The following is a 26493-nucleotide window of genomic DNA, read 5'->3' as shown; positions in this document are numbered from 1 at the left end:
TCGCAGTATATATCTAGTGACCAATTGGGCGCGCAAGTGAGGTTGGAAAACCACGCTCTGCTGCTAATTTTTCAGCATAACTAACGATTTCATTGAGGCTTAATTGCTGAGCCACAGGAAATGCGTTTTCACGGGTTTGCGGTAGTGGTGACTGAATTAAATCCAATGCTGCCAGTTGTTCAATGATCGCGTCAGCGACAGATAATGCCGATGAGGCTTTAACAATTTCAGAGCGAGCATAGCGTTGATGTGAATAAGAAACATCAGCGGCACGTAAAGTTGGATCATTCCCTGGAATTTGCTGAGCACCAAATAAAGGTTTACCACCAACCGTCGCTTGATCAAAGTGATTAACAAACTGTGCCATGTGGTTAATGGCGCGTTGAGTGCGCTGTTCTATTTCTTGTTGCGTCCAATGTTGCTGTAATTTCTCTTTAAAAGATGCGTCTAATTGTGGTTGAGCACTATTACCATTGGATGCAACTAAGCCATTCTTAAATAAAGTAATATCTTGCGTCATACCGTGAAGTTGGAAGAAACCGTCAGGGTAAGGTGTTAATTGAGCCATACCATTAGGCGTACCACGTTCACCATGGAAAATAACTTCTGGCCATTGGGCATCACATTGTGGCCAATGGGTAACATAGGCCGCTTTAAATTCCACCATCCGTTGACGGGGGATATGTGCTAAATCATCAATTGTTCCGGTACGATAGCCGCCAGCGTTAACCAAATAATCGACATTAATCTGTTGTTGGTGATTAGTCGCATCTTGATAGCTCACTTGCCAGCCATTAGGTAGTTCAGCTAACGACGTCACTTTGGTATTAGTATTTACATGACAATGCGGTAATCGTTGTAAGGCAAGTGCCAGCGTTGCGGCAATTCTAAACACACTTAAGCCATATTCCTGCACCATGACTAATGGGTATTTAAATTGATCTAAATTAATTGATTTAGCAACTGGGATCATCCATTGATCAGGCGTTAAAGGTTGTTGAGGATTATCGTGTAATGCTAAACGCTCTAAATCACTGCGTTGATAGAGTTTAAAATAATCTTTTGGGTTGCCTAATACACAATTTTTCGCATCGTCTGCAACCAGTGCTTGGTAGGTTTGCTGTAATAATGTTAAACGTGGCAATAAATCATCAGGATTACCCGCGTCACTGCAAGGAATCGCAATAACAGTCGGTCGAATATTTGAGGTGTGCTGGTAAACGCGCAATGTATCAATAGATTGCTTAAGTAGTGTTATACATTGTTGATCTGAGATCTCACGATAAAGGTTACCACCGGCATGTAAGTGACAAATAGGCGGACCATTTACGAGACTTTTCCCTTCTTCAAACAACTGAACATTTATACCTTGTTCAGCTAATCGAAGTGCAATAGTTGATCCTGCTATGCCGCCACCAATAATACCTACCGTGATCGGTGAATCAGCGATGAGAAGGGATGTCGCTTTACTTTCAATTAAATTCATAATGCTTGAACACGTCAATCAGCTAAAAACAATAGGAAGGACTTATTTGATAAAAGCATATGCAATAAATCCCTTGAATGCATGAGTAAACTTATTTTACGTGGTAATACGATAAAGAGAAATAGCCGCTAATTAAAATCCAATCAAAAATAGTAAAGTATTATTTTGCTCATAAATGGTTTCATTATTTAGCATGTTGAATTCTTTATAGGTATTTGTTGCTTATGTGATGGTGTTTTAGCGGTTTTGTTATCTGTTTTTAATATATTAACGCTTGGTCATAGTTATTTTATGAATGCAATATATTCCTTTTAAAAATATTTTACGTATTTTATTGAATAAACATAATCAGAGTTGTCTATATTTTATTGTTATTTTTCAAGTGTTTATATTTTTGTTTGGTTGTTATTATTTATTTATTATGGATTTTTATTTTTTCTTTTGTTAAATTGCATCCTGTTTTTTTGAACTTAAATATAAAAATGTGGTCGCGAATTACATTTCTATGTTGGAATGTCGATCAAACAGCAGTAGTGGTAATAAGTATAATAAAGGATAAATAATGTCTAAAATGAATCTGGTAGTTTTACCTCTTGCACTTCTTGTTTCTGGTGCAGTAAACGCAGCAACTGATAATCCATTCTACGTTGGCGCACGCGCTGGTGGCGTTCATTACGCTGACTTTGATGCGAAAACAGGCAACGTTAACTCTAACCCAACTGACTCTTTCTCTATCGATAAAGATGATTTCGCTGGCGGTATCTTCATGGGTTACAACGTAACACCATGGTTCGCAATCGAATCAGGTTACACTTGGTTAGGCGAAGTAACACTGAAAAATGATGATGCTCACAGCAAAAAAGTTGAGCAACAAGCTATCGATCTTGTAGGTAAGTTTACTTACCAGCCAACTAACTCTATTGATCTTTACACTAAGATCGGTGGTGCATGGCAGTTCTCTCGTTTCCACGATAAAGTAACGGGTCTATCTGATCGTGACGATAGCCTAGTTGCTACAGCTGGTCTTGGTGCAGAATACCACTTCACAGACAACCTTTCTGCTCGTGCTGAATACCAGTACTACCACAATATGGAAGTGAAACCTGCAGAGACTAAATACAACTGGGACGCACACTACTACGGTGTGAGCCTTGTATACGGTTGGGGTGCTCCTGCAGTAGTTGCTCCTGTTGTTGCTGAAGTTGTTGAAGCGACAACTATTCAACTAGAGCCTATTTCTGTTGCAATGCCATTCGCATTTGATAGCAACGAGCTATCTGCAGAAGATAAGCAACGTCTAGACCCAATCGCACAACGTCTTGTGAACTTCCCTGAAGCACAACTTGTTGTTGTTGGTCACACAGATAGCACTGGTGCTGAAGCATACAACCAGAACCTATCTGAGCAACGTGCTCTTACTGTTGCTACATACTTAACTCAGCACTTCAACATTGATCCTAGCCGTGTATCTGCGGAAGGTCGTGGTGAACTAGACCCAGCAGCATCAAACGATACTTCTGAAGGTCGTGCTCAAAACCGTCGTGCTGATGTAACGACTCCTGGTTTTGAAATTGAGCAAGAAGCTGTAGCAGCTGCTCAATAAGTATTACTTAAATGTATTTTTAAAAAGCGCCTAGTTGGCGCTTTTTTTTCAGCTGTTAGTTGCTAACAGCGGTATATTGACTAAGCCTGAACGACGCTTGCTGTCGATAATCTGAGTATTTTTTTCGGACTTATCTTGAGAGTGATATCATAATGTTATTCTGCAATCATAGGTGTTATACCTAATAACTAACCAGAGAATATTATGGCTATTTGGCAACGACCTTTTACGTTAGACGTTTTTAATCAGACCTCTAAAAATACCTTAGTCGAACATTTAGGGATCAAGTATGTTGCATTTGATGATTCATCGTTGTCTGCAACTATGCCAGTGGATTGTCGTACTCATCAACCATTAGGCATGTTACATGGTGGTGCTTCTGTCGTTTTAGCTGAAACATTAGGTTCATTAGCCGCTAATTTTGCAGTGACCACTGATTATTATTGCGTCGGTTTAGATATTAATGCTAACCATATTCGCGCGGTACGTAGCGGCGTAGTAACAGGAAAGGCAACACCATTGCATCTTGGTGCGACAACACAAGTATGGCAGATTGAAATTCGTGATGAACGGCAGCGACTCGTTTGTACCAGTCGTTTAACGATGGCCGTTTTAAAACATAAAAAGCAGTAAACACAATGATCATTAGTTTTTCTCAAGGCAAAATTATTGCGACTCAACATGAAGTTGTTATTCGAATCGAAGGTGATTGCCGAATTACGATGCAGGCACAAGTTGACGAATTAACCTTAATTGGAGGGGCCAATGTGATCACAGCTATTGGTAGTGGTTTGAATTGGTCGGTGAAATTAGATACTGATGAGCAACTGCAGCAGCTAGCCGCTGAGATAGGAATTGCAATTACGCATTACTGATTATTTGAACTATTGTTGGTATTTTGCGATTGAATCTTGATGTTAATCATCACTAAATGGCTTTATTTTTATTTAAGTATGACAAATAAATACCATTTTGGCATTATTGGTGGCTGTGCAGTTAATTGCATCAATAAAAAATCTAATATTAATCAATATAAAGTAAATAGTATGTCTAAAAAATATTTTGCGCTGTTACCGCTTGCTGTTCTTATTTCTGGTGTTGCTCAAGCAGCTCCTGCTAATCCTTATTATGTTGGTGTTCGTTTAGGTGATGCTAATTATTCACACTTTGAACAGAATGGCCATGCATCGAACCTTGGTTTGAAACAAAACGATCTGGGTGCGGGTATTTTTGCAGGTTATAATATTACCCCATGGTTTGCGGTTGAAACTGGTTATACTTGGCTAGGTGATGCGCAGGTTAATCATCAAAATATTAAACAACACGCGTTTGATTTAACGGGTAAAGCAACATGGCATCTTAATGATAGCTGGGGCTTATTTGCTAAAGCGGGCGGTAGTTACATGCTAACGGCTTACCATGGAAATGGTGTTAGTGATACAGATGATCATGTTGTCGGTACTGTTGGTGCGGGTGTTGAATATCAATTAACCGATCACTTATCTACACGTCTTGAATACCAGTACTACCACGATTTAACCTCAAAACCTCGCGGTACTGATTTAAGCTATAAGTTTGATACTAACTTCTATGGCTTAAGCTTGGTTTACAACTGGGGAGCGAAGCCTGTAGTCGTTGATACTATTGCCCCTGCAGTAGCACAAACGGTAACAATTGAGCCATCAACATTATCATTAGGTTATGGTGTTAATCAGTATAAATTAACCGCTGATAATGAAAAAGCACTGCAACCTATGAAGCAGCGTTTAACCCGTTACCCTAACGCTACCGTTGTTGTAACTGGCTATACGTCTAATACTGGTACAGCGGCTTATAACCAAACATTATCTGAAAAACGTGCTAACGCTGTTGCTTCTGAATTAGCCAAATATGTTGCAGATCCTGCACAAGTTACAGCGCAAGGTATGGGTGAACAACACCCTGTGGCTAGCAATGATACTGCTGAAGGACGTGCACAGAACCGTCGTGTAGAGATTACTTCTCCTGCGTTAAAGATTGCAACAGAAGCGGCTTCTGAGCGTTAATCGAACCTAAATGTTGTAGCAGAAATAGCAAAAAGCCAATCATGCAAATAATGTCCATGATTGGCTTTTTTATATGGCTTTTTGTAACAAGAAAGGATTATTTACTTGGTGCGCAAATAGATTTTTTACGTAAACACAAAGACATTATCATGCCAAAGATAGCCCCTTGAGTAATAATGGCAGAACCACCATAGCTAAAGAAAGGTAACGGACTTCCCATTACAGGCAACACACCACTCACCATGCCAATATTAATAAAGCTATATAAAAAGAAACTAAGGGCAAAAGAGGCACTGACTAAACGTGCAAACGGTGATTCCGATTGATTAGCTAACCAAATAACGCGAAAGGTCATAAAGGCGTAAATTCCTAATAGTAATGCGCTTCCCCAAAATCCCCATTCCTCAGCAAAGGTTGAAAAAATAAAGTCAGTGTGACTTTCAGGAATAAAGCCTAAATTACCTTGAGTGGCATCTGTCCAACCTTTACCGCGCAAGCCACCTGAGCCAATTGCAATTTTTGATTGAATAATTTGATAGCCCGAGCCAAGTGGATCTGATTCTGGGTTAAGAAATTGCAGTACGCGTTTTTTCTGGTAGGTTGCCATTACAAAATACCAAGCTAAAGGGATGCTAACGCCAATAATGCCCAACACTGTTGATATTAACTTCCAACTCATGCCTGCGTAATAAAGTACAAATAACGCGTACAAAATGGTAAAGATGGCACCATCAAGATCAGGCTGAATAAAAATTAGTCCAGCCGGAATCGCTGTTATCATCAAACAAATCAGGATTTTTTTAAGTGTTGGACGTCCTGCTTCTGCAATTAAAATCCACGCCATCATTAGTGGCACAGCGACTTTTACCAGCTCTGATGGCTGAAAACGAATCGGCCCAAGCGCTAACCAGCGTCGTGAACCGTTGGTGCTGTCACCGCTAACAAAAACACCCAGTAATAAAATTACCGTTAGCATAAATAAATAGGGTGTATAACGTTGATAAGTGGCTGGCGCGATTGCAGACATCACAATTAGTGCACCAATAGCTAGCATGCCACGAATAAGATGACGCTCAATGATGGGTACACTAAAGCTGCTGGCACTCCATACGGTTAATGAACTAAATGTAATCAAAAGGAGAATTGATATACAAAGAGGCATATCAAGATAAGGACGGTATTTATTCATTTAGTACTACTGTAAGTCACGCGAAATTGCGCATCGATGAAAAGTACCGCTACTTTAAAATAATATTTCTTCGCGACAAGAGATATTTTGCAAGAAAATGTATTTCTGTTGCCGTGAGCTAATAAATGCACAATTTTTACGTTTTAATCGCCCCAATGATAGATATTATCGAATAAAATTTCGGCAAGATCGCAGTATTTACTCCTATGCCTCAAGTATACTAACTCGAAATAACAAAATAGCAGTGGAGTAACAATGGATCGTTATTATTGGGGTGTTGATTTAGGCGGTACCAAAATTGAGTGTGCAGTGATTGAACGTAGCACTGATACTTGTGTAGTACGAGAGCGAATCGCAACAGAAAGCGATCAAGGTTATGATCATATTTTAAATCAAATTGAGACATTGATTAACCACTGTGCAGAGCAATTAGGGCAACGACCTCAAGCGATTGGCTTTGGTACACCGGGTACGTTAGATCCTCACTATGGGGTGATGAAAAACTGTAATTCAACCGCGCTTAATGGCAAACCGCTTGATAAAGATCTGACCAAACGACTTGGCGCTAAAGTGGTGTTAGCTAACGATGCCAACTGTTTCGCCTTAGCAGAAGCACATTTTGGGGCAGCAAAGCGAGTTAAACCCAATGCAGAAGTGGTGTTTGGGATCATTATGGGTACTGGCGTCGGCTCTGGTATTGTCGTAAATGGTAAAGGATTATATGGCTGTCATGGTATTGCAGGAGAGTGGGGCCACAACGTCATCGAACCTAACGGTGCGCCTTGTTATTGTGGACAATCAGGCTGTTTAGAAACGGTGATTTCAGGCAAAGGATTAGAACGGTTTTATTTTGAACAAACAGGAAAAGCACTCTCATTGCCTGAAATTGTTGAATTAGCCGCTGATAATGATCCTCATGCGCAAGCAACCTTGGCAAGAATGTCGCATTACTTTGGTATTGCAGCAGCACAGATCATCAATGTGTTAGATCCTGATGTGATAGTGATTGGCGGTGGCGTGGGTAATATTGATGCGTTATATCAGCATGCTAAAGCCGCGATTTTACCACACCTCTTTAACGGCGAGCTTAATACACAAATAGTGAAGCCGGATTTAGGTGACAGTGCGGGTGTTTTTGGTGCTGCAGCCTTGGTTAAATAAACCACTTTTTAATTGATTATTATCAGATAACAAAAAGGCGTGATAGCAAATTAGTTAGTGTTAATAACTACTGCCATCACGCCTTTTTTAGTTCTTTTATTGTACTTAGCTTGCTAAAATCTGAGGCTTGCGTTGTAAACTTGCAAATAGCATATAAATAGCTGTCGCAAGAAGTACGATAAAGAAGAAGTCCATTAATCCACCAGGTTGTGCCATAAAGCTATTAGCACCAATTGGACCTAATGCCGAGCCAATGCTGTAACTAAATAGCATCACTTGTGTCGCTGCAACAATATATGAAGAATCCAAGTTGTCACACGCTAATGTGATCGCAATTGGGTATAGTGCAAATGCAGACATACCAAGTAGCGCTAATGCTGTGATTAACACGATGTAATCTGGTGATAAGTAAGTTAGACCCATCGCAAACACACCTAACAATGACATTAACGCTAACAGTAATGTTTTGCTCATACGAATCGACAGCTTACTAACAATAGGCTGAATAACCATGCCACCTAAAATGATCGCCGCCATTAACACCCCAATTTGGTTGGTTGTTAGCTCACTTTTTTTCAGTGCCAATGGCATTAGACCATAGATGCTACCCATTACTACGCCTGAAGTAATACAGCCGATAATTGCAGGCTTACTTAAACGTGAAATTTGCTTAAGTGACAATACTTGGTGACCGCTGCTATCAGGCTGGCCTTGCTTGATCAATAATGGTGGTAAAATAGCGATTAGCAGTAATACCATGATCACAACAAAAGGAATAAATCCTTTAATACCGAAATAGCCAACAGCAAGCTGACCAATTGTTGTACCGCCATATAACGACGTCATGTAAAAACCAAGACGTTTAGCACGCTCTTTTGCACTATCGCCAATCAATAGCCATGATTCAACAACGACAAAAATACCTGCAACAGCCATACCTGCAACTAAGCGTGCAAATAACCATACTTCTTTGTGTGGAAACAAAGGTAACACAGCAACCGTTGAAGCTAATAATGCAAGAAAGCTAATAAAGGCGATACGGTGACCTATTTTGGCAATAATAGGTTCAATCATTAATGAACCGATTAATAAGCCAATATAATAGATACTCGCTAACCAACTGGCATAACTACTATCAATATTAAAATTTGCTAATGATAGCGGGATCAAGCTCATTAAGTAGCCTGAAGCAATTGCAAATACAGTTAGTCCCGCAACTGGCACAAGCATGCCGTTGCTTTGGTGACAAGTAGTGGTTTGTTGCACTACCGTACTCTCCACATAAATTCGGTTTAGAATATCTGTCTCTTTTAATAAAAGGAGTAACCCTGAAAGAGTATCACCCCATCAACCAGAAAGGCTGATAAGGTAGAAGAGACAGTGCTGTTTAGGTTTGCTTTCGACTGAAAACGCAGCGATTATTCACGCAACTGAGGCGGGAGTAAAATGAGAAAAACTAATCCGAAACAATGTTTTTAATTATAATGTTATCGATAGAAAAAAAATGATTAGAGTTATGTTTAATCCAATGCATTCAATAGAGTACTTTAAAGGTAAAAGTAGTTTTTATTTAATGAGTTACAATAATTGTGTGGCTGAATCAATCAATTAATAACAACAAATTCATTAGTGTTGTAATTGAGTTTAATGATTGATTTTTGGGTATTTAGGAAGAAAAAAATTAATGATCACCAATAAATTTTTTTCTTAGGGGAGGGTATTTATTGATTGGTCAAAAAAAGTCACTCCATCAGATATAAATTAATAAATAGATGGAAGTGACTATTAAAACTTATGTAAAAAAATATTGTTTTATTAATTAACGTTTGTTTTTAAGGTAACGCTTACGACGCTCTTCTTTCTTCTTGATTTTTGCTTCAGTTTTACGCTCTTCAGCAATCGCAACATTAATCAACTCTTCAGTGATCATCTCTGGATGCTCAAGAGTAATGTTACCCAAAGTACCATTACGTAATTCGTTAATTAAAATAACTGACGTTTTGTGTAAATCAACACGACCACCGCCTTTTAAACAACCACGCTTGCGGCCGATTTCTTCTATTAGTTCAATTTCAGAGTTAGGAAGGTCATCATCAAGGTTATAACGTGATTTGATTAATTCTGGGTAAGCCTTAATAAGGTACTCAATAGTAAAGAAGCCAACATCAATGTAATCCATGGCGGTATCTTTAATCGCCCCTGTTGCCGCTAGACGAAAACCACTGTGCGGGTTCTCTACTTTTGGCCATAAAATTCCAGGGGTGTCAGATAACAAAATACCATTATCTAAATTAATCCGTTGCTGCTGACGTGTAACCGCAGGTTGGTTACCCGTGATTGCGACAGTACGACCAGCAAGGGCATTAATGATGGTTGATTTACCAACGTTAGGAATACCCATGATCATGGTACGAATCTTTTTACCCGCTTCTTCACGCTGTGGCGCAAGTTTACGGCATAAATCCATGATCTGGTTTACTTCGTTTAAGTTCTCGGTCGTGATCGCAATTGCTTTTACACCTTGTTCTTTTTCAAGGTGATTGATCCAAAGTTGGGTCATTTCAGGATCAGCTAAATCACGCTTGTTAAGTACTTTAACAACCGGTTTGCCATCATTAGTTTCACGGAATGATTTGATCAGTGGGTTTTCACTACTAAAAGGAATACGGGCATCTAGCACTTCGATGATCACATCGACTTTCGGCATTGCCTCTTCAATTTCTTTACGGGCTTTGTGCATATGGCCCGGGAACCACTGGATACTCTGACTACTCATTTGATTTATATACTCTTTATTTTTCTAGTTAACCTATGGGATACAACCAGAGGTACTAAAATTTACTGTAAAAGATAGCTGTGGACATCATTTTCTATCCACATTGGTAATGCTGCTATCGCTTACATACAAATACTTATCACTGAGTTTACCATAACTGTTAGGGGATGCTTGCCCGTTAATGTATTTAGACGTTACAGCGCCGTAAGCATGGTTAGTTATTGTTCGGATTTATTTAATACTTTATCTGCTGTCATAAGAGTATGAACAACATAGTCGTTTGGTTTGTGCATAGCCTTGATTCCTTATGCTTAATGGGCTTCTACACAAGGATGATATGTGTTTGAAATTTCTTTGATTTCGGATTTATGAGGGCAGTGAGGTAATGAGGGGGGATAAGCTAGTGGGTATAATTAAAAATATGAATTCCGTCAATTTGATGAATGAAACAATTTAAAGGAATTCATCATGAGATTCATCCGTTTAAAAGAAGTCATGCACGTAACTGGTTTAGGACGCTCAAGTATTTATAACTACATGGCAGAAGGGCGCTTTCCTAAAACAGTATCGTTAGGTGGCAGAGCCGTGGCTTGGGTCGAGAGTGAAATAACCGATTGGATGCTGGAAAGGGTGTCTGATCGTCATGGTTTTTAACAAATAATGAAATAAAAATTTTTTAGCCAGTTAACCTGTCGTTTGGTTTTGGCGTGAGGATTAAGATATTGGGACTTCTTACAACAAGGTTAAAAGATAAAGAATGACTAAGTCTAAAACACCAATGACACCTGCTGCTGCATCACGTATTCAATCATCTCAAGGTAGTTTTGCTGCTCGTGCTCAAAAAGCAGGAGCAACTGGAATAGTAATAAATAGTAGCATAATGGAGTGGGCTATCAATAGCTCACTTTTATCATGAAAAAATACAGTAATAATAAAGATATTCAAAAACTAATAACAAATTTATTACGTAATCAATGGCTTTACACTTCAGGTCGGAAACATGGAAAGTTACATTCTCCTGAAGGTAAAAGAATAACTGTTCCAACTTCACCGAGTGATCGACGAGCATATAAGAATTTTTTGAATGATATTCAAAAATTAACGAGATAATTAAAGTGAATAAAACGCCATACTTTAGCTTGAAAGTATTACTACGTGATTTATCAAAAGCATTAGGGTCAAAGTCTAGATCAGCAAAAGATATAGATAATGCATGTTTAAAATTAGATGTGAGCCCATTTAAATTCAATGAATTGAAAAACTATTTGATCTAAGAAGATATATCAAAATAGTAAATATATTTTTTGCTAACCATATTTTGATCAAGATGAAAGTTTGGAAAAAAGTTATATTAATCTCATGAATGATATTTCTCTTGATGGTGTGGATATAGATAAAGCTCAAGAAGTTTTAGATAAAAAGCTATTATCATCACTAATTTCTCAGCTTTGTATGACAGTATTTGATTCTATGAAAATTACAGCTCAAGATTTAGCATCAAGTGGTAAAACAGCAATGCAATTTATGATGGAGAGATTAAAAAGTGATCGTCATTGGTGCCAATATGCTGATTCTTTGGATTGTGATCAAAAAGCACGTTTTAATGAACGATTATATAAATGGACGCAAGATAGCCCAGAATTACCCGATCTTTCAACGATAGCGTCTTTCGGCGGGCAATATGCTGATTATCATGATTGGAAGGTAATTAAAACTCGATTAATTACAGCCCGTATTTGGGACTATTATTTTGTCACATCTGGCTTGTGTGATATTAATTTTATTAAAACGATTAATATTCAAGACCAATCAGACAACATTATTAATTCATTAAACGTTCTAAGACGAGAAACTACTCATATACAAAAAAATTATGGCAGCTTATATCAAGAGTTATTTGGATTACTGTTGTTTAGACATCCTCGTTATGAAGAACAGAAAAAGATAATTGTTACCTTACTTGAAAAAGTGAATGATTATTTATCAGAATACGATAAAGATAATGAAATGAGTTATTTTTATTATTGGATGAATGGTCGTTATTTACTCCATTGTGGTGAATTAGATGACGCTTTAAAAATGTATGAGATAGCATTTGAACAAGTTTTATATAGAAATAATGAAGCGACTCAAAAAATAGTAAAAGAAGCGATTTTAATAGCGTCTAGAAAACCAACACCAGATAAAACATTTATTAATCGATTACGTAATATCTCTGGATTATTTCATTTTGAAATTTTACCCGCAGAGTTTGCTCATCCTAAAAAGAAGAAAACAGAAGTTATTGAGTCTTGGGAAGTTGATGCCTATGCACAATTCTTCGATTCATTTTTTACAAAAGAATCGTTTTTTCCTGGTGCGGTATACCCTGATTTTTCAGCAGTCCCTTATGGTATCGTCCTTGATGATCAACAATATAAGTTAGATATTAAAAATCCAGATAAAGTTATCTCTGTTGGTATGGAAGATGGCTTAGTTAAGCGAATGCCACAGTTAGTTTATTATGCTTGGAATGCAAATGAAGATTCTGTTGCTGCATTAATTGAAGCTGGCGCACATGTTGATAAAATAGCAAAAACATCAAATGAGAGTGCACTCCTGAAGGCAGTGCAAGCAATGCAAGTTAATAGATTCCCAATTAAAAACTTATCAGAGTGTATGTTTAATACTATCGCAGCAAAGCGACATACTTCAGAAACAGTAAACTTAATCACAGCTAAACGAAGACTAACAGCACTAGGATGTGCGATTCAAACTGGACGATTAGACATCGTAAAAAAAGTTGTTGAATTAGGGGCTGATATCGATCAACAACACGATGTTGGTTTTGAAACACCATTATTCACAAGTATTGGGTTGTTGATTCATCATAAGCGTCCAATAACAGCGGCGATTCATGTTGAAAAGACTAAATTTAGTGGCTTAAATTTACGATCACTTATGGCAAATAACGTTGGTTTTGTCCCACATGATAAAGAAGGGTTAATTCAATATCTTCGTGAAAAAGAAAGCGACGTTATATATAGTTCGATAATGGATAAGATTAAAGCGATTGAAATTGATAGTATTTTACAGAATACGTCGATTGAAGGTTTCCGTAACATCGCTAAATATCTCATTGTTCAAGGTGCTGATGTAAATGCTAAGCATGATACATCCCTTAAAGGATTTACACCGTTGATGCTCGCAGTAGAGTTAGATGAAGCTGAATTGTGTGAGTATATGCTAAATGCGAACAAAAAAGGGAACATTGACGATACGTGCTTTGATCCTCAAACAAATCGCCGTTATACCGTAAGAGAAATTGCAGCGGCATGGCAGTCAAAGGAAGCACTTAAAGTGTTGGCTCTCTATTGATTAAGTAGATGTTTAAAAAGCTTGTGATGTGAATCACAAGCTTTTTTTTGTATTAAATATAAAACGAGAACAGTATCATATTCACTGAGATTCATTTTTCTTATTATCTATACATAAATTATAATCCAATGCGATGCATAGTAGTTAACAAAAAGTTAACTATAGCTTAGAATTTAGACATTATAACTTTTATGTTTTATGAATATAAAGCAACTTATTGAGTAATGTTTTATTTGTATATATTTGATTAATTTTTAGTTTAAGATCTTGAATAAAAAGGGTAGTCTCTATTCCAAAAAGATTAGGTGATTTTTCCTTAATGTGTGGTGCTAATAACAGGTATTAGCACATTTAGATAATGAAACTGTTAAAGTAGAGCGATTAGATGTATGAGTAAGTTATGATATTAAAAGAAGCGTTAAGCGTACTGTCAAAGTCATCTCCATATGCAGTATCGACCGAAAGACTCGATCAAAAAAAGGATCAACTCGATGATATAAAGGCATATCTTTATATAGATATGCCAATAGCAAATGATGTTGATAAACTAATATCAAGCTTTTCTTCTAATAAACCAGAAGTATTATTTCTTTGTGGAAGTAGTGGTGATGGTAAGTCTGAATTACTTACGGCTTGTAAAAAAGAATATAAAACAAGAGCAAAGTTTCATTTAGATGCAACTCATAGTTTTGATCCTTGTGAAAATGCGATTCAGACTCTAGATAAAGTTTTTAATGAGTATTTATCTCAATCAAAGCCCTTAGTTGTTGGTATTAACACAGGAATGCTTGGTAACTACGCTGAAGAGGGAAGTAATGAGAGATTTAAGTCTGTTATTAAGAACTATTTAGAGTCTGGAAATGCTGAGAGTGGGTTTTATTTTATAGACTTTGAGCGCTACCCAAAGTTTGTTATTGATGATAGTGGCTATTCATCGGATTTTGCTGAAAAACTATTAAAAAAGCTTACAGCTAAAGAAAATAATTTAATACGCCAAATTTTTGATAAGGACAAGTCTGAATACTTAGACTGTGAGTCCCGAAGATTGCAAGCAAACTATGAACTTTTAAGTCTTCCTGCCGTTCAACGTACCGTCATAGATCTATTGTTCAAAGCTCGTTTAATGCAAGATCAATTTGTTACAGCGCGTGCTCTACTTGATTTCATATTTATGCTGCTCGTTGGTCCCGGCTATTTGTTTGATAACCTTTTTTCTGGCGGTGATAATGAGTTAGCGAAAAAGATTGTTGATTTTGATCCTGCCCATTTACGAACGAAGAAAATAGACAGATTTATCTTAGCAAATGATTTAGGCCTTTCTGATACCGAATTTGAAGAGTTTAAATCTCACCTGCAGGATCTTGGGATAGAAAAATTGAAATCTAGTAATTCATATTTAAGATTATTTTATATCTTAAAAAGTGAAGACTATGCCAATAACTATCATGAGCGGTTCTCTCAAGACTTTAATCAGTCGTTAATTGACGAATACATTAAGATTTATCAAAACCATCGAGATTATGATAATAGTGATGAGTGTAGAAGTATAATAAGAGATTTTTGCAATAACACTTTGCGGACGGCTATTAGAAAATATAACAATCGTAATGCACCAAATCTACGAACTGGTCAATATTTGATTTCAGAAAAGAATGGTTATCAACTAGTTGGAAAATTGGATATAACACCAGATTTAAAAAGTGTACCTAAGCAGCTCATGACTCAAGTCTCTTACTTTACAGCTTGTATTAGTGTCGGTAGTGAAAGCCTAACTTTGCCCGTTAATATAAACTTACTACAGCTGATGAAAAGAATAGTTGATGGATATCGACCTAATAAACATGACAAAAATACAGTAGTACTGTTGGACGAGCTCGTAGAAGAAATATCGAAAATAGCTAATAAAGAAAAAACACTACACATCATTAATGGGGAACAGCATATTACAGTGACCGATGATGAAGATGATAAGTATGCAGTGAGTGGTCTAAATAATGATTAAACAAAACCTTATCCCTCCTAGTAACAATGCTTTTAGCTCATTTTTACCATTGAGAACGAAAGATAAGCACTATAAGTTCTGCTGGGACTCTGTATTAGGGTACTTTGTACACTTGTTATATAACAAATCTCTTTTTACAAAAGATATAGATGACTTTAAAGGTTTATGTGAAAAAAGCTTTTCAAAAAAACTAGAAAGAGACGACATCAGTCTTTGGAATGTTATAGATAAAATGTACTTCCATAATGATGAATTGTTTAAAATATCACCAGAGCTACTTATTTTTAAAGCGACTAAAGAAGAGCTTGACACTAATAGTAAGAAGCTTGGTGATATGTATGCGGGATTATTGAATGGTTTTACAGTTGAGAGCACTTCTGGCGTTAACCTTAACTTTCTTGAGCGAGAGATTAAAAATGAATTTGATAAATTTCATGTCTCAGGTAAAAAAGAACCACCTAAAGTAGCTCAAACCTATCTTCCTTTTATATCTGAATATTTTAAAAAAGATTTAGAATTTCTAAATGAAAAACCTAACTATCTTCTTCATAACTTTAATGAAGTTATACGGCTTTATGGGTTTCTCTATATTTCTCAGATGGCTCTAAATATTAAAACTTGGGCGTATGGTGAGCCAACGAGCAAACCTTGCTTTTTTATTGTTGATAATGAAAAAGCAAGTGAGGAAAGGTCGCAAGTTAAAAACTATGGCTACGCCCAGCTACATGATTATTTGGAATATTTATTCCCATATCTTTTTATGAATGAAACTTTACAAGAGAAAAATAGTGTAAAGCCGTTATGGAAGCTCTTTGAAGAGATTAGTGGTAGTCATATTGATGAATTAAACCAATTTGGTGAAGCATTCATTGCTGACCGAATTGAAAAGAAATGGTACAACAGCGAGCAGGTTTGGCAATACTGTGAAGATAAAAAAAGTCTTTTAGAACAGTTACTTAAGTTATCTCATGCTCAATTTGATCGAAAAAGCGGGCGCTTAGCTTCTGCTAATAATACTGTAGTAAAATGCACATTGAAAAATATTCTAGATCCTTTTATTCAAAACCGAAAGCGTGGGGGGAATGTATTGGTGTTCAACCAAGACTACGTTGTTTTGCTTACTAACTTAGCTATTGGTGGAAGAGATAAACTTCGTTTTCACGAAGTGATTAAAGAGTTTGAAGCTAGAGGGATCTATTTTGATAAACAGAGTCAACAGAACCTAGTAGATTTTTATGAGCGTATGGGCAACGTAGAGAGAATGAGTGATAGTGGAGATGCAGTATATGTCAGACCAACAGTTTAATAAGTTCTTAGTCTCCCACTTTAGTCAATGGGCCGAAGCTGAGTTAAAAGTCGGTTTCCGCTACCAATTCACATCTCCTGACAACGAAAAAGGCCAGAGTTTATATCGTGCCTTTTTGGACATTTCAAATAGTAGTATTGAAATTAGAGGAATTGAGTTAAAGACCATTAAGTATGGAAGCGTTGAGCTTATCCCCGTCTGTGAAGGTGAGAATTTTACCGAAAACTATATTGCTCATTTGCGTGACGAAGTGTCAGCTATGGAAGGTTCCGCCAAAGGTACAGCATTATTGATCATCCATAACTCTATGCTAGATACTCTTCGAAATTCTACAGAAGATGTTGCTCAAGCTGGTTTCGTTTGGTACCCAGAAAATATTAGAGATTTATTACATAAAGAAATTGATCCAAATGACGAGAAAGCAAAAATTTCTGAGTGTTTGCTTAACTATCATTTTGATGAAATTCAAGATGACAATGCAACGATGTTTGGTTTTGAAAAACTGTACGACGCCATTGCTGACGGAGATTTACAATTTCATGAGTTAGGATTGTTAAAAGACGACCAGCTTTCGCAAGAAGGCTGGGAAGGTGAGCAGATAGCAGAGCGTCTAAAGGAAAACAAAACGCTTAGTGATAAATTAGACTTTATAACACATCATTTTGCTAATGAATTACAAGACAAACTTGCGGCATTAGATTTTAGTGAAAAGTTTATAAAAAAACACTTTCCTGATGAGAACATTGAGCAATATAAAGAAAAATTAGACTTGGGTGAGTGCTTTGCTGAACAAGAAAAAAATCGAACAAATCTATTAGAATTAGAAAGTGTTACATCGCACCATACGGACTTTTTGAACAAATCTAAATCAGAAAAAGGGGCCGGAGCTAGAGAAAAACACATAGTTCTATTATTAGAGTCTGAACAAGATGAATTTGAACTGGATCTTTGTTTCTTGAATCAAAAGCTAAGAGATAGCTTTTGCAAAATCCAGCATAATCAGAAACAGCCACCAATAAACATAGTTATTAAGAATTTAGGCGGTGTTCGAAGTCGAGCTCTACTTACTGGTGCATTCGATGGGCATCCAAGATTCTTTACTTTTCAAGTCAAAACAGATAAACCAAAAGAAACACATAAATTTAGAGTTTTAGTCATTAGAAAAGATGCTTTTTTCATAGATGCGTTTAGGCACACTTACTTAATCGATCCATTAAAAAAGTGGGTGACACTTCAGACTGATGAGCAAAGCCTAAAAATTAGTGATCTTTTAGAGCAAAGTGTTATGACAGAAAATGGTCAAGTGTTTGATACATCTGTTACTGGACTAGTTGATTTTAAAACTTTTGCGAGAGATTCTGATGACATCCGCTTTACTGTGAAATGTGGATTTAGCGAATTACAGTTCAATGTTGAAGGTGAGGTTGCTGATGATTCATTATCACTTCCTTTAATGTTGGATCAAAGTCGCTTTAAATCCCTTTTTGATGATGGGTATTTTGGTCGCTATAACCGCGCTAAAGAGAAAATACTCATTGATGAAAAAGAAGTTGCTCCTAAAGGAAAACGCCTCTCACTCCTTCAGCAAGAAGCTAAGTTGCTTGATGGTGGACTTTTGGCTTCGAGTGAAACGAAAGGTAATCTTCATTTAAGTGATTTGGACGAAGACTTCCCTATACTTTTTGAGGCTTATAAAGGGTTGTTTGAGGCTTTGACACGAGATAAAACGCTACTCAGTTTATCAAGTTGGGGAAGTAAACTTAACGAATTAGTCAGTTGTGTAGTGATTGCTTATCAAACTGCAATAGACAAAATACCATATCATGCACCTCTACATGAAAAACATAAGATGCTAATGAATATAGGGTTTTCTGATATTGAAGGTGAGACTTTTATCACGCCTTTTCACCCATTAGTATTAGCCTATAATTCTAATTTGGCTAAGGTCTTAAAAGAGGATAAAGACGGTGCAAAGAGTTTCGTAAAATTACCTCCGATCACGATTCAAAGGTTAACAGCACAAGGTTTGCTTCCATTTGTCTATGACCAGATTAATGAATTTGCATATAACCATGTAATAAAAGAAAACGTATTTTGGTCAAAGCTAATTCCTCAGAAAGATAGTAGTTATGATTATGTGCGCAGATTAGTTACGGACAAGGTGAGTAAGTTCTCAGTCGCTTTTAAACATCTATTTGTTGCGGGCAGTAAGACTACATTGATCATTAATTCTGTTAATAATGGTGAAAACAAGGAAATTTTCTTGGGTTTGATCGATTTCATCAAGCAAAAGAAAGACAAAGTTACCAATATTCACGTTAATTTATATGACAAGAAAGAAAGTGATAGTTGGTTCGATAAGTTTGCTGATGCGGCAGGTAATGACGAACTAAAAGACTTATGTGAGTTAAATAAGGGGTCAGCTAAAGGACAAGCAGATAGCATTATTGATCTGCTTAGAACGCGTTTAACTTATAGTAAATATAAGCATGAAGATGGCGGAAAAGAGCAAGCTTATGCTCATATGAGCTTTTTTAAAAATAATGAACGTGTTCAAGCTACAGATGTAGATGTTTTAAAACAAGTTACGGGTGTAGTCAGTAACGGACTTATGCCTGGAGAAGCTGCTACCAATAAAAACGGCAGTTATTATACAGCATTTGGTCTACAAGGTGTCGATCTTAACAGTGCTCCTCAATTGAAACTAGCAGCTAAATACGGCGGGCTAGTTAAACCTGCGAAGCGACAACATGAAGAGTATGGTGATGCTAAATCGCAAGCATTAGTCGTCACTGAAAACTTCAAGGTACTTCTAGAACGAGCATATGAGAATTCTATTTGGACTACGATCATTGATCCTAAGGTGACACTAGAGTTCTTTGAAAATCAAAAGAATATGGTTCTTATTCATTATTCTGATAACTATACTAACTCAGTTAACTATGATGCGATAACAGTCACTAAGCAAACAGATTTATATCATAAAGTGCTCGAAAATGATGAAGGTGGGGTCATTGAAGAGTTTAATGCCTTCAACGGAGAGTGGTTACTCAATTTAGTAACTGCAAAAGACAATGAACGTAAAGAGAAGCGTGGAATTATCTGTGCTTACAAATATATTAATTGCTTAGTAGCTGATTCAGATATTATTTGGGTTCCTCTTTCTATTGCTGAGATTGTTCGTGTAGCCGGAAATCTCGGTTTGAATATGGCAGATAGCGATCTGTCTCGTCATGCACAAGGATTTAAAAAAGGGGTTATTTCAGACGATATACTATTTGTCGGGTTTAAAGGCCAACAAATGATCTTACTGCCTGTTGAAGTGAAAACGGGCAAAAGACAGACACATAGTAAGGGAGTAGAGCAAGCTCAAGAATTGAAAAGGTACTTCGAATCGTTATTAGGGCAACAGAACCTTGCAGGGAACCTTTACCGAGGACTATTCATCCGTCAAGTCCTAATGCAAATAGATAAATATAAGCTCTATAACGTTTACGAAAAAGGCTATTTTGACCTTATCGAAAAGAACAATGCTTATTGGTTGCAGGGCGATTACCAACTGGCTGAGCTGGTGGACTATCCTGCAGGCTTCTTGTTCGTAAACGTAGAAGATCACGATTTTAGTAAAGCTTCTTTTATGAAGGTACATGACATACTAAAAATAGAGTTACCTGCGGGTAATTTGGGTCACTGGGTAAGAACGCCAATGCGTACTTTATTCACAGAGCTCACACCAGCTAAGCTTCATCATATAGATGCTCGTTATATTTTAGAAAAGGGATGTACTATTCGCTCTCTAATAATTGAAAACGAGCCTGAAAAGTCAATTGACGAAGTCGATAGTGACTCTAAGTATGAGAATAAGCCTGGCGATGAAGCTTTAATACCTAATGATAAAGAAGTTCAACCACTGAATGAAACGGTAGTATCGGTTAGAAAAAGAATGTCGACGGAAGAACTAGAGTCAATCTACCAGCAAATTATTGATTGTTATTACAGCCATAAAATCACGTTGCTAAAGCCGGACAATGTTGAGCCTTATATTGAAGGACCTGCTTCTATTCTATTCAGGGTTGGATTGAATTTGGGGGATAAGCCGGAAAATGTTTTTGCTAAGTCTCAGTCGTTAAAGTTGGCGTTGAAGTTAAGTCAAGAACAGGATATTGGTTTCGATATTGATAAAGGCTGTATCACTATAGATGTTCCTAAGAACCAAGAACAACGCTACTTTGTTGATCAAAATGATATTTGGCCGAACTGGAAACGTCCTGAATCTGCACTTGAAATACCGTTAGGTGAAGACCGCTTTGGCGAAGTCATCAAACTTAATTTTTCGTCATCGAACTGTCCTCACTTATTGATTGGTGGGACCACTGGTAGTGGTAAATCTGAAGCTTTGAATACGATCTTATATGGAATGGTTGAACACTACGGTGCTGACGAGCTTAAGTTAATGCTGATAGATCCTAAGGGAACAGAACTTAATGATTTTGAGCGATATCCGCATTTGATTGGTCGTATTGGTTTTGATGATGAGGATGCATTGGAGCTGCTTAAACAAGCTGTTGAAGAGATGCAATCACGTTATAAGAAGTTCAAAGCCCAGAGTGTTCGCTCGTTACCTGATTACAATGCAAAGGTAAGCGAAGAAGAGCGAATTCCTTGGTGGGTTTTGGTTCTTGATGAATATGCAGATCTGACTTCTGATAAAGACATGAAGAAAGATATCGAAGCTGAACTGAAACGTTTGGCACAAAAAGCCCGTGCAGCAGGGATTCACTTAATTATTGCTACCCAAAAACCTAGTGGTGATGTAATTAGCACAAATTTGCGTTCTAACTTACCTGCTCAGTTAGCCTTACGAGTTAAAAATGGCATAGAAAGCCGTGTTATTTTAGATGAACAAGGCGCTGAAGTACTGAATGGTAAAGGAGATGCTTATCTAAAGTCAGAAGGTAAGTTAGTAAGAATACAGTGTGCAAGAGTGTGTATTTAATTAATAATTAAATTTATTTTGATAAAAATCAGAGTGTTGTTGTTCATTTTAGTTAAACACTCTGATTTTTAAAACTATATGGGTTTGTCTATTAAATTATACTGTCGCTAAATTGGGCTTTCCATATCGATATTGACACACGATATTTTTACAAATAGTTAACACTGGGTTCTTTGATTGTGATCTTGCTGCATGTCAGCATCTAAGTGATATTTATAACCTCATATCTGTTCAATCATCGTATTGTTCCTTTTATGTAAAAATTTTTATTTAAAAAGATAACTTTATTAAAGTATCTATACTTTTTGATTTACTTAACAAATATGAGATCCCTCGATGGAGGTGAAGTTTAAAGTGGTAGTTAAGCTCATCTTCATTTATTTTTCCGAAGTCTTTTTTTATTCGTTGTCGTAGCACTGCTAAATAAATATCTGAAAATTCACCACCAAAGACTTTCCACGTCATTTCTACGTTACTATTGGTGATAATATCCTCATGCGGTGGGATACTTTCTTCTTTTAGTGAAAGCATTAATGCCCATCGACAAAGAACATTCCAATTATCAATTTTAGTTTTCTTCTTTACGGTAACTAATTGGCCTTTAGCTTTTTCCGATAAGCGAACAGTTTCAATATTCATACAGATTCCCCAAAGTAGCCTTCAATAATTGTCGATGTCTTCGCACTTTCTTCATAACTGATATGATATTCCTTAGCGATAGAGTGCTTTAATTTTTGGTAGTATTTCCCTGCAATCTCTTCATCGGTTGATAGCAGTATTACTTGTTCAGCTGCTTCTGGAAGATAATTTTCAATAAGCTTAGTTCTATGCTGTCCATCAAGACGTCCCATTGGCGTATCAATGATTGTTGGTATTTCTTTACCTGACAATTCAGCAAGAGCCCAAAGAATTGCTACTGAAAGTAGTTGACGCTCACCCGCAGATAGTCGCTTGGAGTCTATTTCTTTGCTATCAATACCTAAAAGCGTTAATTTAAATGACATTGGGTGAATATTAATTTTAGATATGAGTTCAGATTTTCTTCCTAATGCTCTAAATTTATTACTTATTCGTGCTTCTAATTTTGAGATATTCTCTTGAATTAATTGAGTTTTAAATCCATCAATAATATCTTTCATTTCAACTAAGTGCTCTGCAACCTGTTGGTTTCGTTGGCTTTCGAAGTCTTCAGCATTTTGTTGAATCAATGTTGCATCTAAACGAGCTTCATTGTCATGAAGCTGACATTTACATTGTGCCATATTTTCCATAAGATCATTTAATAAGGCTTTATAGTGATCTATAGCCGCCTCAACTCGACCTTTTGCTTTAATTTGTTCTTTGACCGATTCAGAATCAGGAACGGTATCTAGTTTTTTATCTAATAAAGCAAGGGTTTCTTTTAGATCTTGTTTTTGGCTTAAAAGTACTAAACTTTCACTTTTTTCTGATTCAATTGAAGTTTCAGCAAAATCAAAAATGATTGGATTAATATCTAAATATTGTTCTTGGTCTAAGTTACTTTTTGAGTTTTGGTAGATGGAATCAAGCAGTGATTCCACCTGCTTTGCAATATCATTACCTTGTAACTCCGATAGACGATTTAAAAGCTCATTATTTTGTGTTTTTATATGTTGTTGGGCGTTTTCAAAGCTTTTTGCTTCTATTTCTAAAATTGCCTGTTTTTTTGTCTCATGCATTAAACTATTAGCAATTGCTAATGGCAGTGCTCCTGCTGCGAGTTTTATTAAGTTGTGATCAATGGCTTTTAGTTTTGATTCTGTAGCTTCTCTTTCTAATTTGATTTTTTCAACATCATCTAATAAATTAGCGCCAGAATGTTGCATTTGGAGCTCGATTTCTTTTAGTTCAGTTGATAATTTATTTTGCTCATCTAATGTTTTTTGTATATTAGCTTCTATAGTGAGTAAGTTTTCTTCTAGAAGCATTTTTTTATTTTTGAGGACTTCAACTTTTTCACTCGCGGTTTTATCTAAATTACGTTCTTGACGGCGACGTTTTTGATTATTTAGATCTTTTGATAGCTGAGAGAATAATTCAAGACCTAATAACGCCTCGATTCCTGTTTTTAAAAAATGAGCTGAGCGTATAGGATCTGCTAAATCCTCAATTTTTTCGCCATCAAAAAAGAATAATTCAGACATACTATGAGGGATAAATTCTGATACAAAATCAGTCCAGTTTTCTGTCAAAAATTTATCTAATTCTCCGTTAATTAAAACTTGGATCTTGTCTGTGATTTCTTTATTTGAATTCATTTCCCAAGAACGGATAACCTCGTATCTTTTTGTTTGAGTTCTTTGTGTATGACGGAAAGACAAGGATACAGAAGCTGTTTTATCGTCACTGTATCGATTGATTGCTTGTTTTAAATAGTCGCTATAAGATAACTTCCCACGGTTAGAGCACTTAGCGTTTTTTCCATATAGAGCTAATTGGAATGAATCTAGAAATGTAGTTTTACCACCTCCATTTAAACCGCCAAATAAAACAACAGGTTTTTTATAATCAGTAACATTAAGGTCGATAATATGTTCACCTTGATAAATACCGAAATTGTATAATTTTACTTGTTCAAAAATCACTGGTTGCTTCCTGTTGCAATTAAAGTGTCTACCGCGAGAAATTTTGCATTGCGATTATTAATTTCTTGTTTTTCTATGTCTTTTTTATCGAGTAGAGCAAAAGATTTATTTATTTGGTATATATAGTATTCGTATAGTTTAATTAAGCCATGAACTAATTTTTTTTCTAATGAGAATATTTCATCTGGCTCATAGTCAGTAGTTATAATTTCTGAATAATAAGTACTATATTTTTTCACCTTACTAAGTTCTTTTTTAGCATCTAGTATTTGTAAGTTATTGACAATATTTTGTAGAAAATCGGTTGTTTCCCCAACATTATGTAATCGATTTAACTTTACAATAGCTTCATTTTTTACTTTAGCTAAAGCAAAACGACGAGCATTATCAATACTTTCAAATGCACCTTTATCGATAGTTGTTTCTAATTCATCAGAAATTTTAGCTCTTCTCAACTGATGTTTATATTTATCTTCTATAGAAAGAAGATTTCTAAGTTGCTGATACTTAAGTTCATCTGGATCATTGTACTGTATGCAAAAGTTTTTTAACTGGCTAAGAATACTATGATTTATCACTGGGCTATAAGCTCTTTGGGCTCCTGGATATTTTTTCCCAGTAATCTCTGTATATATTAGTGGCAGACTATCTTCTGCTTCATTTTTGTCATCGACCCATATACGGCGGATTTCTTCTAAGTCTTCTAGAGTTAAGAGTTCAAGATTTTTTACATCTGTTGGACCATATTTACGGACTTCTATTTCTGCTTGAAGTACTTTTCGTAGCATTGATTCTCTAAATGCTTGTTTGTATGGGCCACGAACAATATCTGCAGGTAAATTCTCGTATTTGAAATCTGTATTATCTTCATATTGTGCCAATAGCTCAAAAATATCTTCACTATCAGTTAAGTCTTTTTGTTCACTAAATTCCTTCATACTGATATGAACAGTAAGACTACCATTCATTCTTCTAAAGTCTCTGTTATGTTTATCTCTCGCTATTTTATTGGCTTTTTTGTCTTTGTTTGAATCATTGATATCAATTTCATTACGAAGAGCCAGTAGTGGTATCATCCACTCTTTTTCTTCATCGTTTGCAATCATTGCAGCCATTGATTTATCTTCACCAACCATGGTGCAAACATAGCAGCCAAAACGACTATCACCACAACTTGGTGTTGATTGATCTACAACTAAGGGGCATTCTCCGCCATCGGTAGCTCCTTGGTACATACCAAGTAAGTCTGTATTTTTATAACCCCAAGGGTTTTTTTGTTGTGTTAGAAACGACCAAACATCATCATTCGTCCAATCTTCTACTGGTGTATACACCCAGACGCGATCTAGTTGTGTATTGACGTTTAAACCATCATTTTTACGGGTGTTATCTGAACGATTTTCGATATTTTCCATGCTAGTTGTTCGTATGGTACTTTCGTGTTTACGTGTACCAAGAACAAGAATAGCTTCACCATTCTTTTTTACTACATCTTGAATGAATGTGTTTGATGGGCTGATTTTTAAACGATCTGTACACCAACGAAACTTATAACGTGGAGCAGGGTAGCCTTTACCTATTAAATTAACCCAAAAGCGATTTTCTGTTTTTGGGGTTAGTTTGTGAGGCTGAATTGGTAGATCTTGTTCAATAACTGCTTTCTTCATTTGCTTAAGTGAACGGTCAACCCAAATAGCAACGATAGGGTTTTCAACCAGTGTATCTGTACTGATAACATGAACAGGTTTTGTGGCTTTGCCTTCAGATTTAAGTTCGGAAACAGCATTCCAAATAATTTGTACAATTGCAGTTGAATCTTTGCCACCGCTGTAGCCAATAACCCAAGGAATATCATCTTTTAGGTAAAGTTCTTTTGTTTTTGCTACTAAACGTTGAATTGTTTCTTTGAACCCAAGTTCGTTAAAGGCTGAGTAACGCACTGGTTGAGTTTTTACTGTCATAATTA

At 36.4% G+C, this 26493-nt stretch carries 18 protein-coding genes; 11 read left to right on the top strand and 7 right to left on the bottom strand.

What is annotated here, in order from left to right; all coding sequences use genetic code 11:
- Nucleotides 1–13: 13 nt before the first annotated feature.
- Entirely contained in the window at nucleotides 14–1486 is a 1473-nt protein-coding gene (locus PMAL9190_RS07440) for an FAD-dependent oxidoreductase (protein ID WP_087844592.1), read from the bottom strand.
- Between the two features lie 562 nt (nucleotides 1487–2048).
- Here PMAL9190_RS07440 and PMAL9190_RS07435 point away from each other — a divergent pair.
- The 4 genes from PMAL9190_RS07435 to PMAL9190_RS07420 all read left to right on the top strand — a co-directional run bounded on the left by PMAL9190_RS07435 (nucleotide 2049) and on the right by PMAL9190_RS07420 (nucleotide 5134).
- Complete coding sequence (locus PMAL9190_RS07435; RefSeq protein ID WP_087844591.1) at nucleotides 2049–3089, top strand: OmpA family protein; 1041 nt, start codon at nucleotides 2049–2051, stop codon at nucleotides 3087–3089.
- Between the two features lie 204 nt (nucleotides 3090–3293).
- Nucleotides 3294–3722: a hotdog fold thioesterase gene (locus PMAL9190_RS07430; protein WP_087844590.1), complete on the top strand. Its 429-nt coding sequence runs from the start codon at nucleotides 3294–3296 to the stop codon at nucleotides 3720–3722.
- A 5-nt stretch (nucleotides 3723–3727) separates the two neighbouring features.
- Nucleotides 3728–3964, top strand: coding sequence for a DUF3389 domain-containing protein (locus PMAL9190_RS07425; protein ID WP_087844589.1), 237 nt, complete (start codon nucleotides 3728–3730; stop codon nucleotides 3962–3964).
- Between the two features lie 171 nt (nucleotides 3965–4135).
- Complete coding sequence (locus PMAL9190_RS07420) at nucleotides 4136–5134, top strand: outer membrane beta-barrel protein (protein WP_087844953.1); 999 nt, start codon at nucleotides 4136–4138, stop codon at nucleotides 5132–5134.
- Nucleotides 5135–5231: 97 nt separating this feature from the next.
- Here PMAL9190_RS07420 and rodA read toward each other — a convergent pair whose 3' ends face one another.
- Nucleotides 5232–6323: a rod shape-determining protein RodA gene (gene rodA / locus PMAL9190_RS07415; protein WP_087844588.1), complete on the bottom strand. Its 1092-nt coding sequence runs from the start codon at nucleotides 6321–6323 to the stop codon at nucleotides 5232–5234.
- Nucleotides 6324–6578: 255 nt separating this feature from the next.
- Here rodA and PMAL9190_RS07410 point away from each other — a divergent pair, with 255 nt between their 5' ends.
- Nucleotides 6579–7484, top strand: coding sequence for an ROK family protein (locus tag PMAL9190_RS07410; RefSeq protein ID WP_087844587.1), 906 nt, complete (start codon nucleotides 6579–6581; stop codon nucleotides 7482–7484).
- A 105-nt stretch (nucleotides 7485–7589) separates the two neighbouring features.
- Here PMAL9190_RS07410 and PMAL9190_RS07405 read toward each other — a convergent pair whose 3' ends face one another.
- Entirely contained in the window at nucleotides 7590–8750 is a 1161-nt protein-coding gene (locus PMAL9190_RS07405) for an MFS transporter (RefSeq protein ID WP_370738756.1), read from the bottom strand.
- Between the two features lie 553 nt (nucleotides 8751–9303).
- Nucleotides 9304–10260, bottom strand: coding sequence for a ribosome biogenesis GTPase YlqF (ylqF, locus tag PMAL9190_RS07400; RefSeq protein ID WP_087844586.1), 957 nt, complete (start codon nucleotides 10258–10260; stop codon nucleotides 9304–9306).
- A 468-nt stretch (nucleotides 10261–10728) separates the two neighbouring features.
- Here ylqF and PMAL9190_RS07395 point away from each other — a divergent pair, with 468 nt between their 5' ends.
- From PMAL9190_RS07395 to dptH, 6 genes are all read left to right on the top strand, one after another.
- Nucleotides 10729–10914 (top strand): AlpA family transcriptional regulator, encoded by a 186-nt coding sequence (locus tag PMAL9190_RS07395; protein WP_087844585.1) that lies wholly within the window; start codon nucleotides 10729–10731, stop codon nucleotides 10912–10914.
- 103 nt (nucleotides 10915–11017) lie between these two features.
- A complete protein-coding gene (locus PMAL9190_RS20205; RefSeq protein ID WP_159458371.1) occupies nucleotides 11018–11176 on the top strand; it encodes a hypothetical protein in 159 nt (52 codons plus the stop codon).
- A 443-nt stretch (nucleotides 11177–11619) separates the two neighbouring features.
- Complete coding sequence (locus PMAL9190_RS07385; protein WP_087844583.1) at nucleotides 11620–13617, top strand: ankyrin repeat domain-containing protein; 1998 nt, start codon at nucleotides 11620–11622, stop codon at nucleotides 13615–13617.
- 400 nt (nucleotides 13618–14017) lie between these two features.
- Nucleotides 14018–15619, top strand: coding sequence for a DNA phosphorothioation-dependent restriction protein DptF (gene dptF, locus PMAL9190_RS07380; protein WP_087844582.1), 1602 nt, complete (start codon nucleotides 14018–14020; stop codon nucleotides 15617–15619).
- On the top strand, nucleotides 15612–16925 hold the full coding sequence (gene dptG / locus PMAL9190_RS07375; RefSeq protein ID WP_087844581.1) for a DNA phosphorothioation-dependent restriction protein DptG: 1314 nt from the start codon (nucleotides 15612–15614) through the stop codon (nucleotides 16923–16925). The genes dptF and dptG overlap by 8 nt, the downstream gene beginning before the upstream one ends.
- Nucleotides 16906–21921: a DNA phosphorothioation-dependent restriction protein DptH gene (dptH, locus tag PMAL9190_RS07370; protein ID WP_235004317.1), complete on the top strand. Its 5016-nt coding sequence runs from the start codon at nucleotides 16906–16908 to the stop codon at nucleotides 21919–21921. Before dptG ends, dptH begins: the two co-directional genes overlap by 20 nt.
- Before the next feature lie 270 nt (nucleotides 21922–22191).
- Here dptH and dndE read toward each other — a convergent pair whose 3' ends face one another.
- The 3 genes from dndE to dndC are packed head-to-tail and all read right to left on the bottom strand — an operon-like array spanning nucleotide 22192 to nucleotide 26488.
- Entirely contained in the window at nucleotides 22192–22560 is a 369-nt protein-coding gene (gene dndE / locus PMAL9190_RS07365) for a DNA sulfur modification protein DndE (RefSeq protein ID WP_200813384.1), read from the bottom strand.
- Entirely contained in the window at nucleotides 22557–24527 is a 1971-nt protein-coding gene (gene dndD, locus PMAL9190_RS07360) for a DNA sulfur modification protein DndD (protein ID WP_087844578.1), read from the bottom strand. Before dndD ends, dndE begins: the two co-directional genes overlap by 4 nt.
- A complete protein-coding gene (gene dndC / locus PMAL9190_RS07355; protein ID WP_087844577.1) occupies nucleotides 24524–26488 on the bottom strand; it encodes a DNA phosphorothioation system sulfurtransferase DndC in 1965 nt (654 codons plus the stop codon). Before dndC ends, dndD begins: the two co-directional genes overlap by 4 nt.
- Nucleotides 26489–26493 lie beyond the last annotated feature (5 nt).

Origin of the sequence: Photobacterium malacitanum, assembly GCF_900185615.1 — a bacterium.
Taxonomy (GTDB): domain Bacteria; phylum Pseudomonadota; class Gammaproteobacteria; order Enterobacterales; family Vibrionaceae; genus Photobacterium; species Photobacterium malacitanum.
This window is presented reverse-complemented; position numbering and strand designations above follow the sequence as displayed.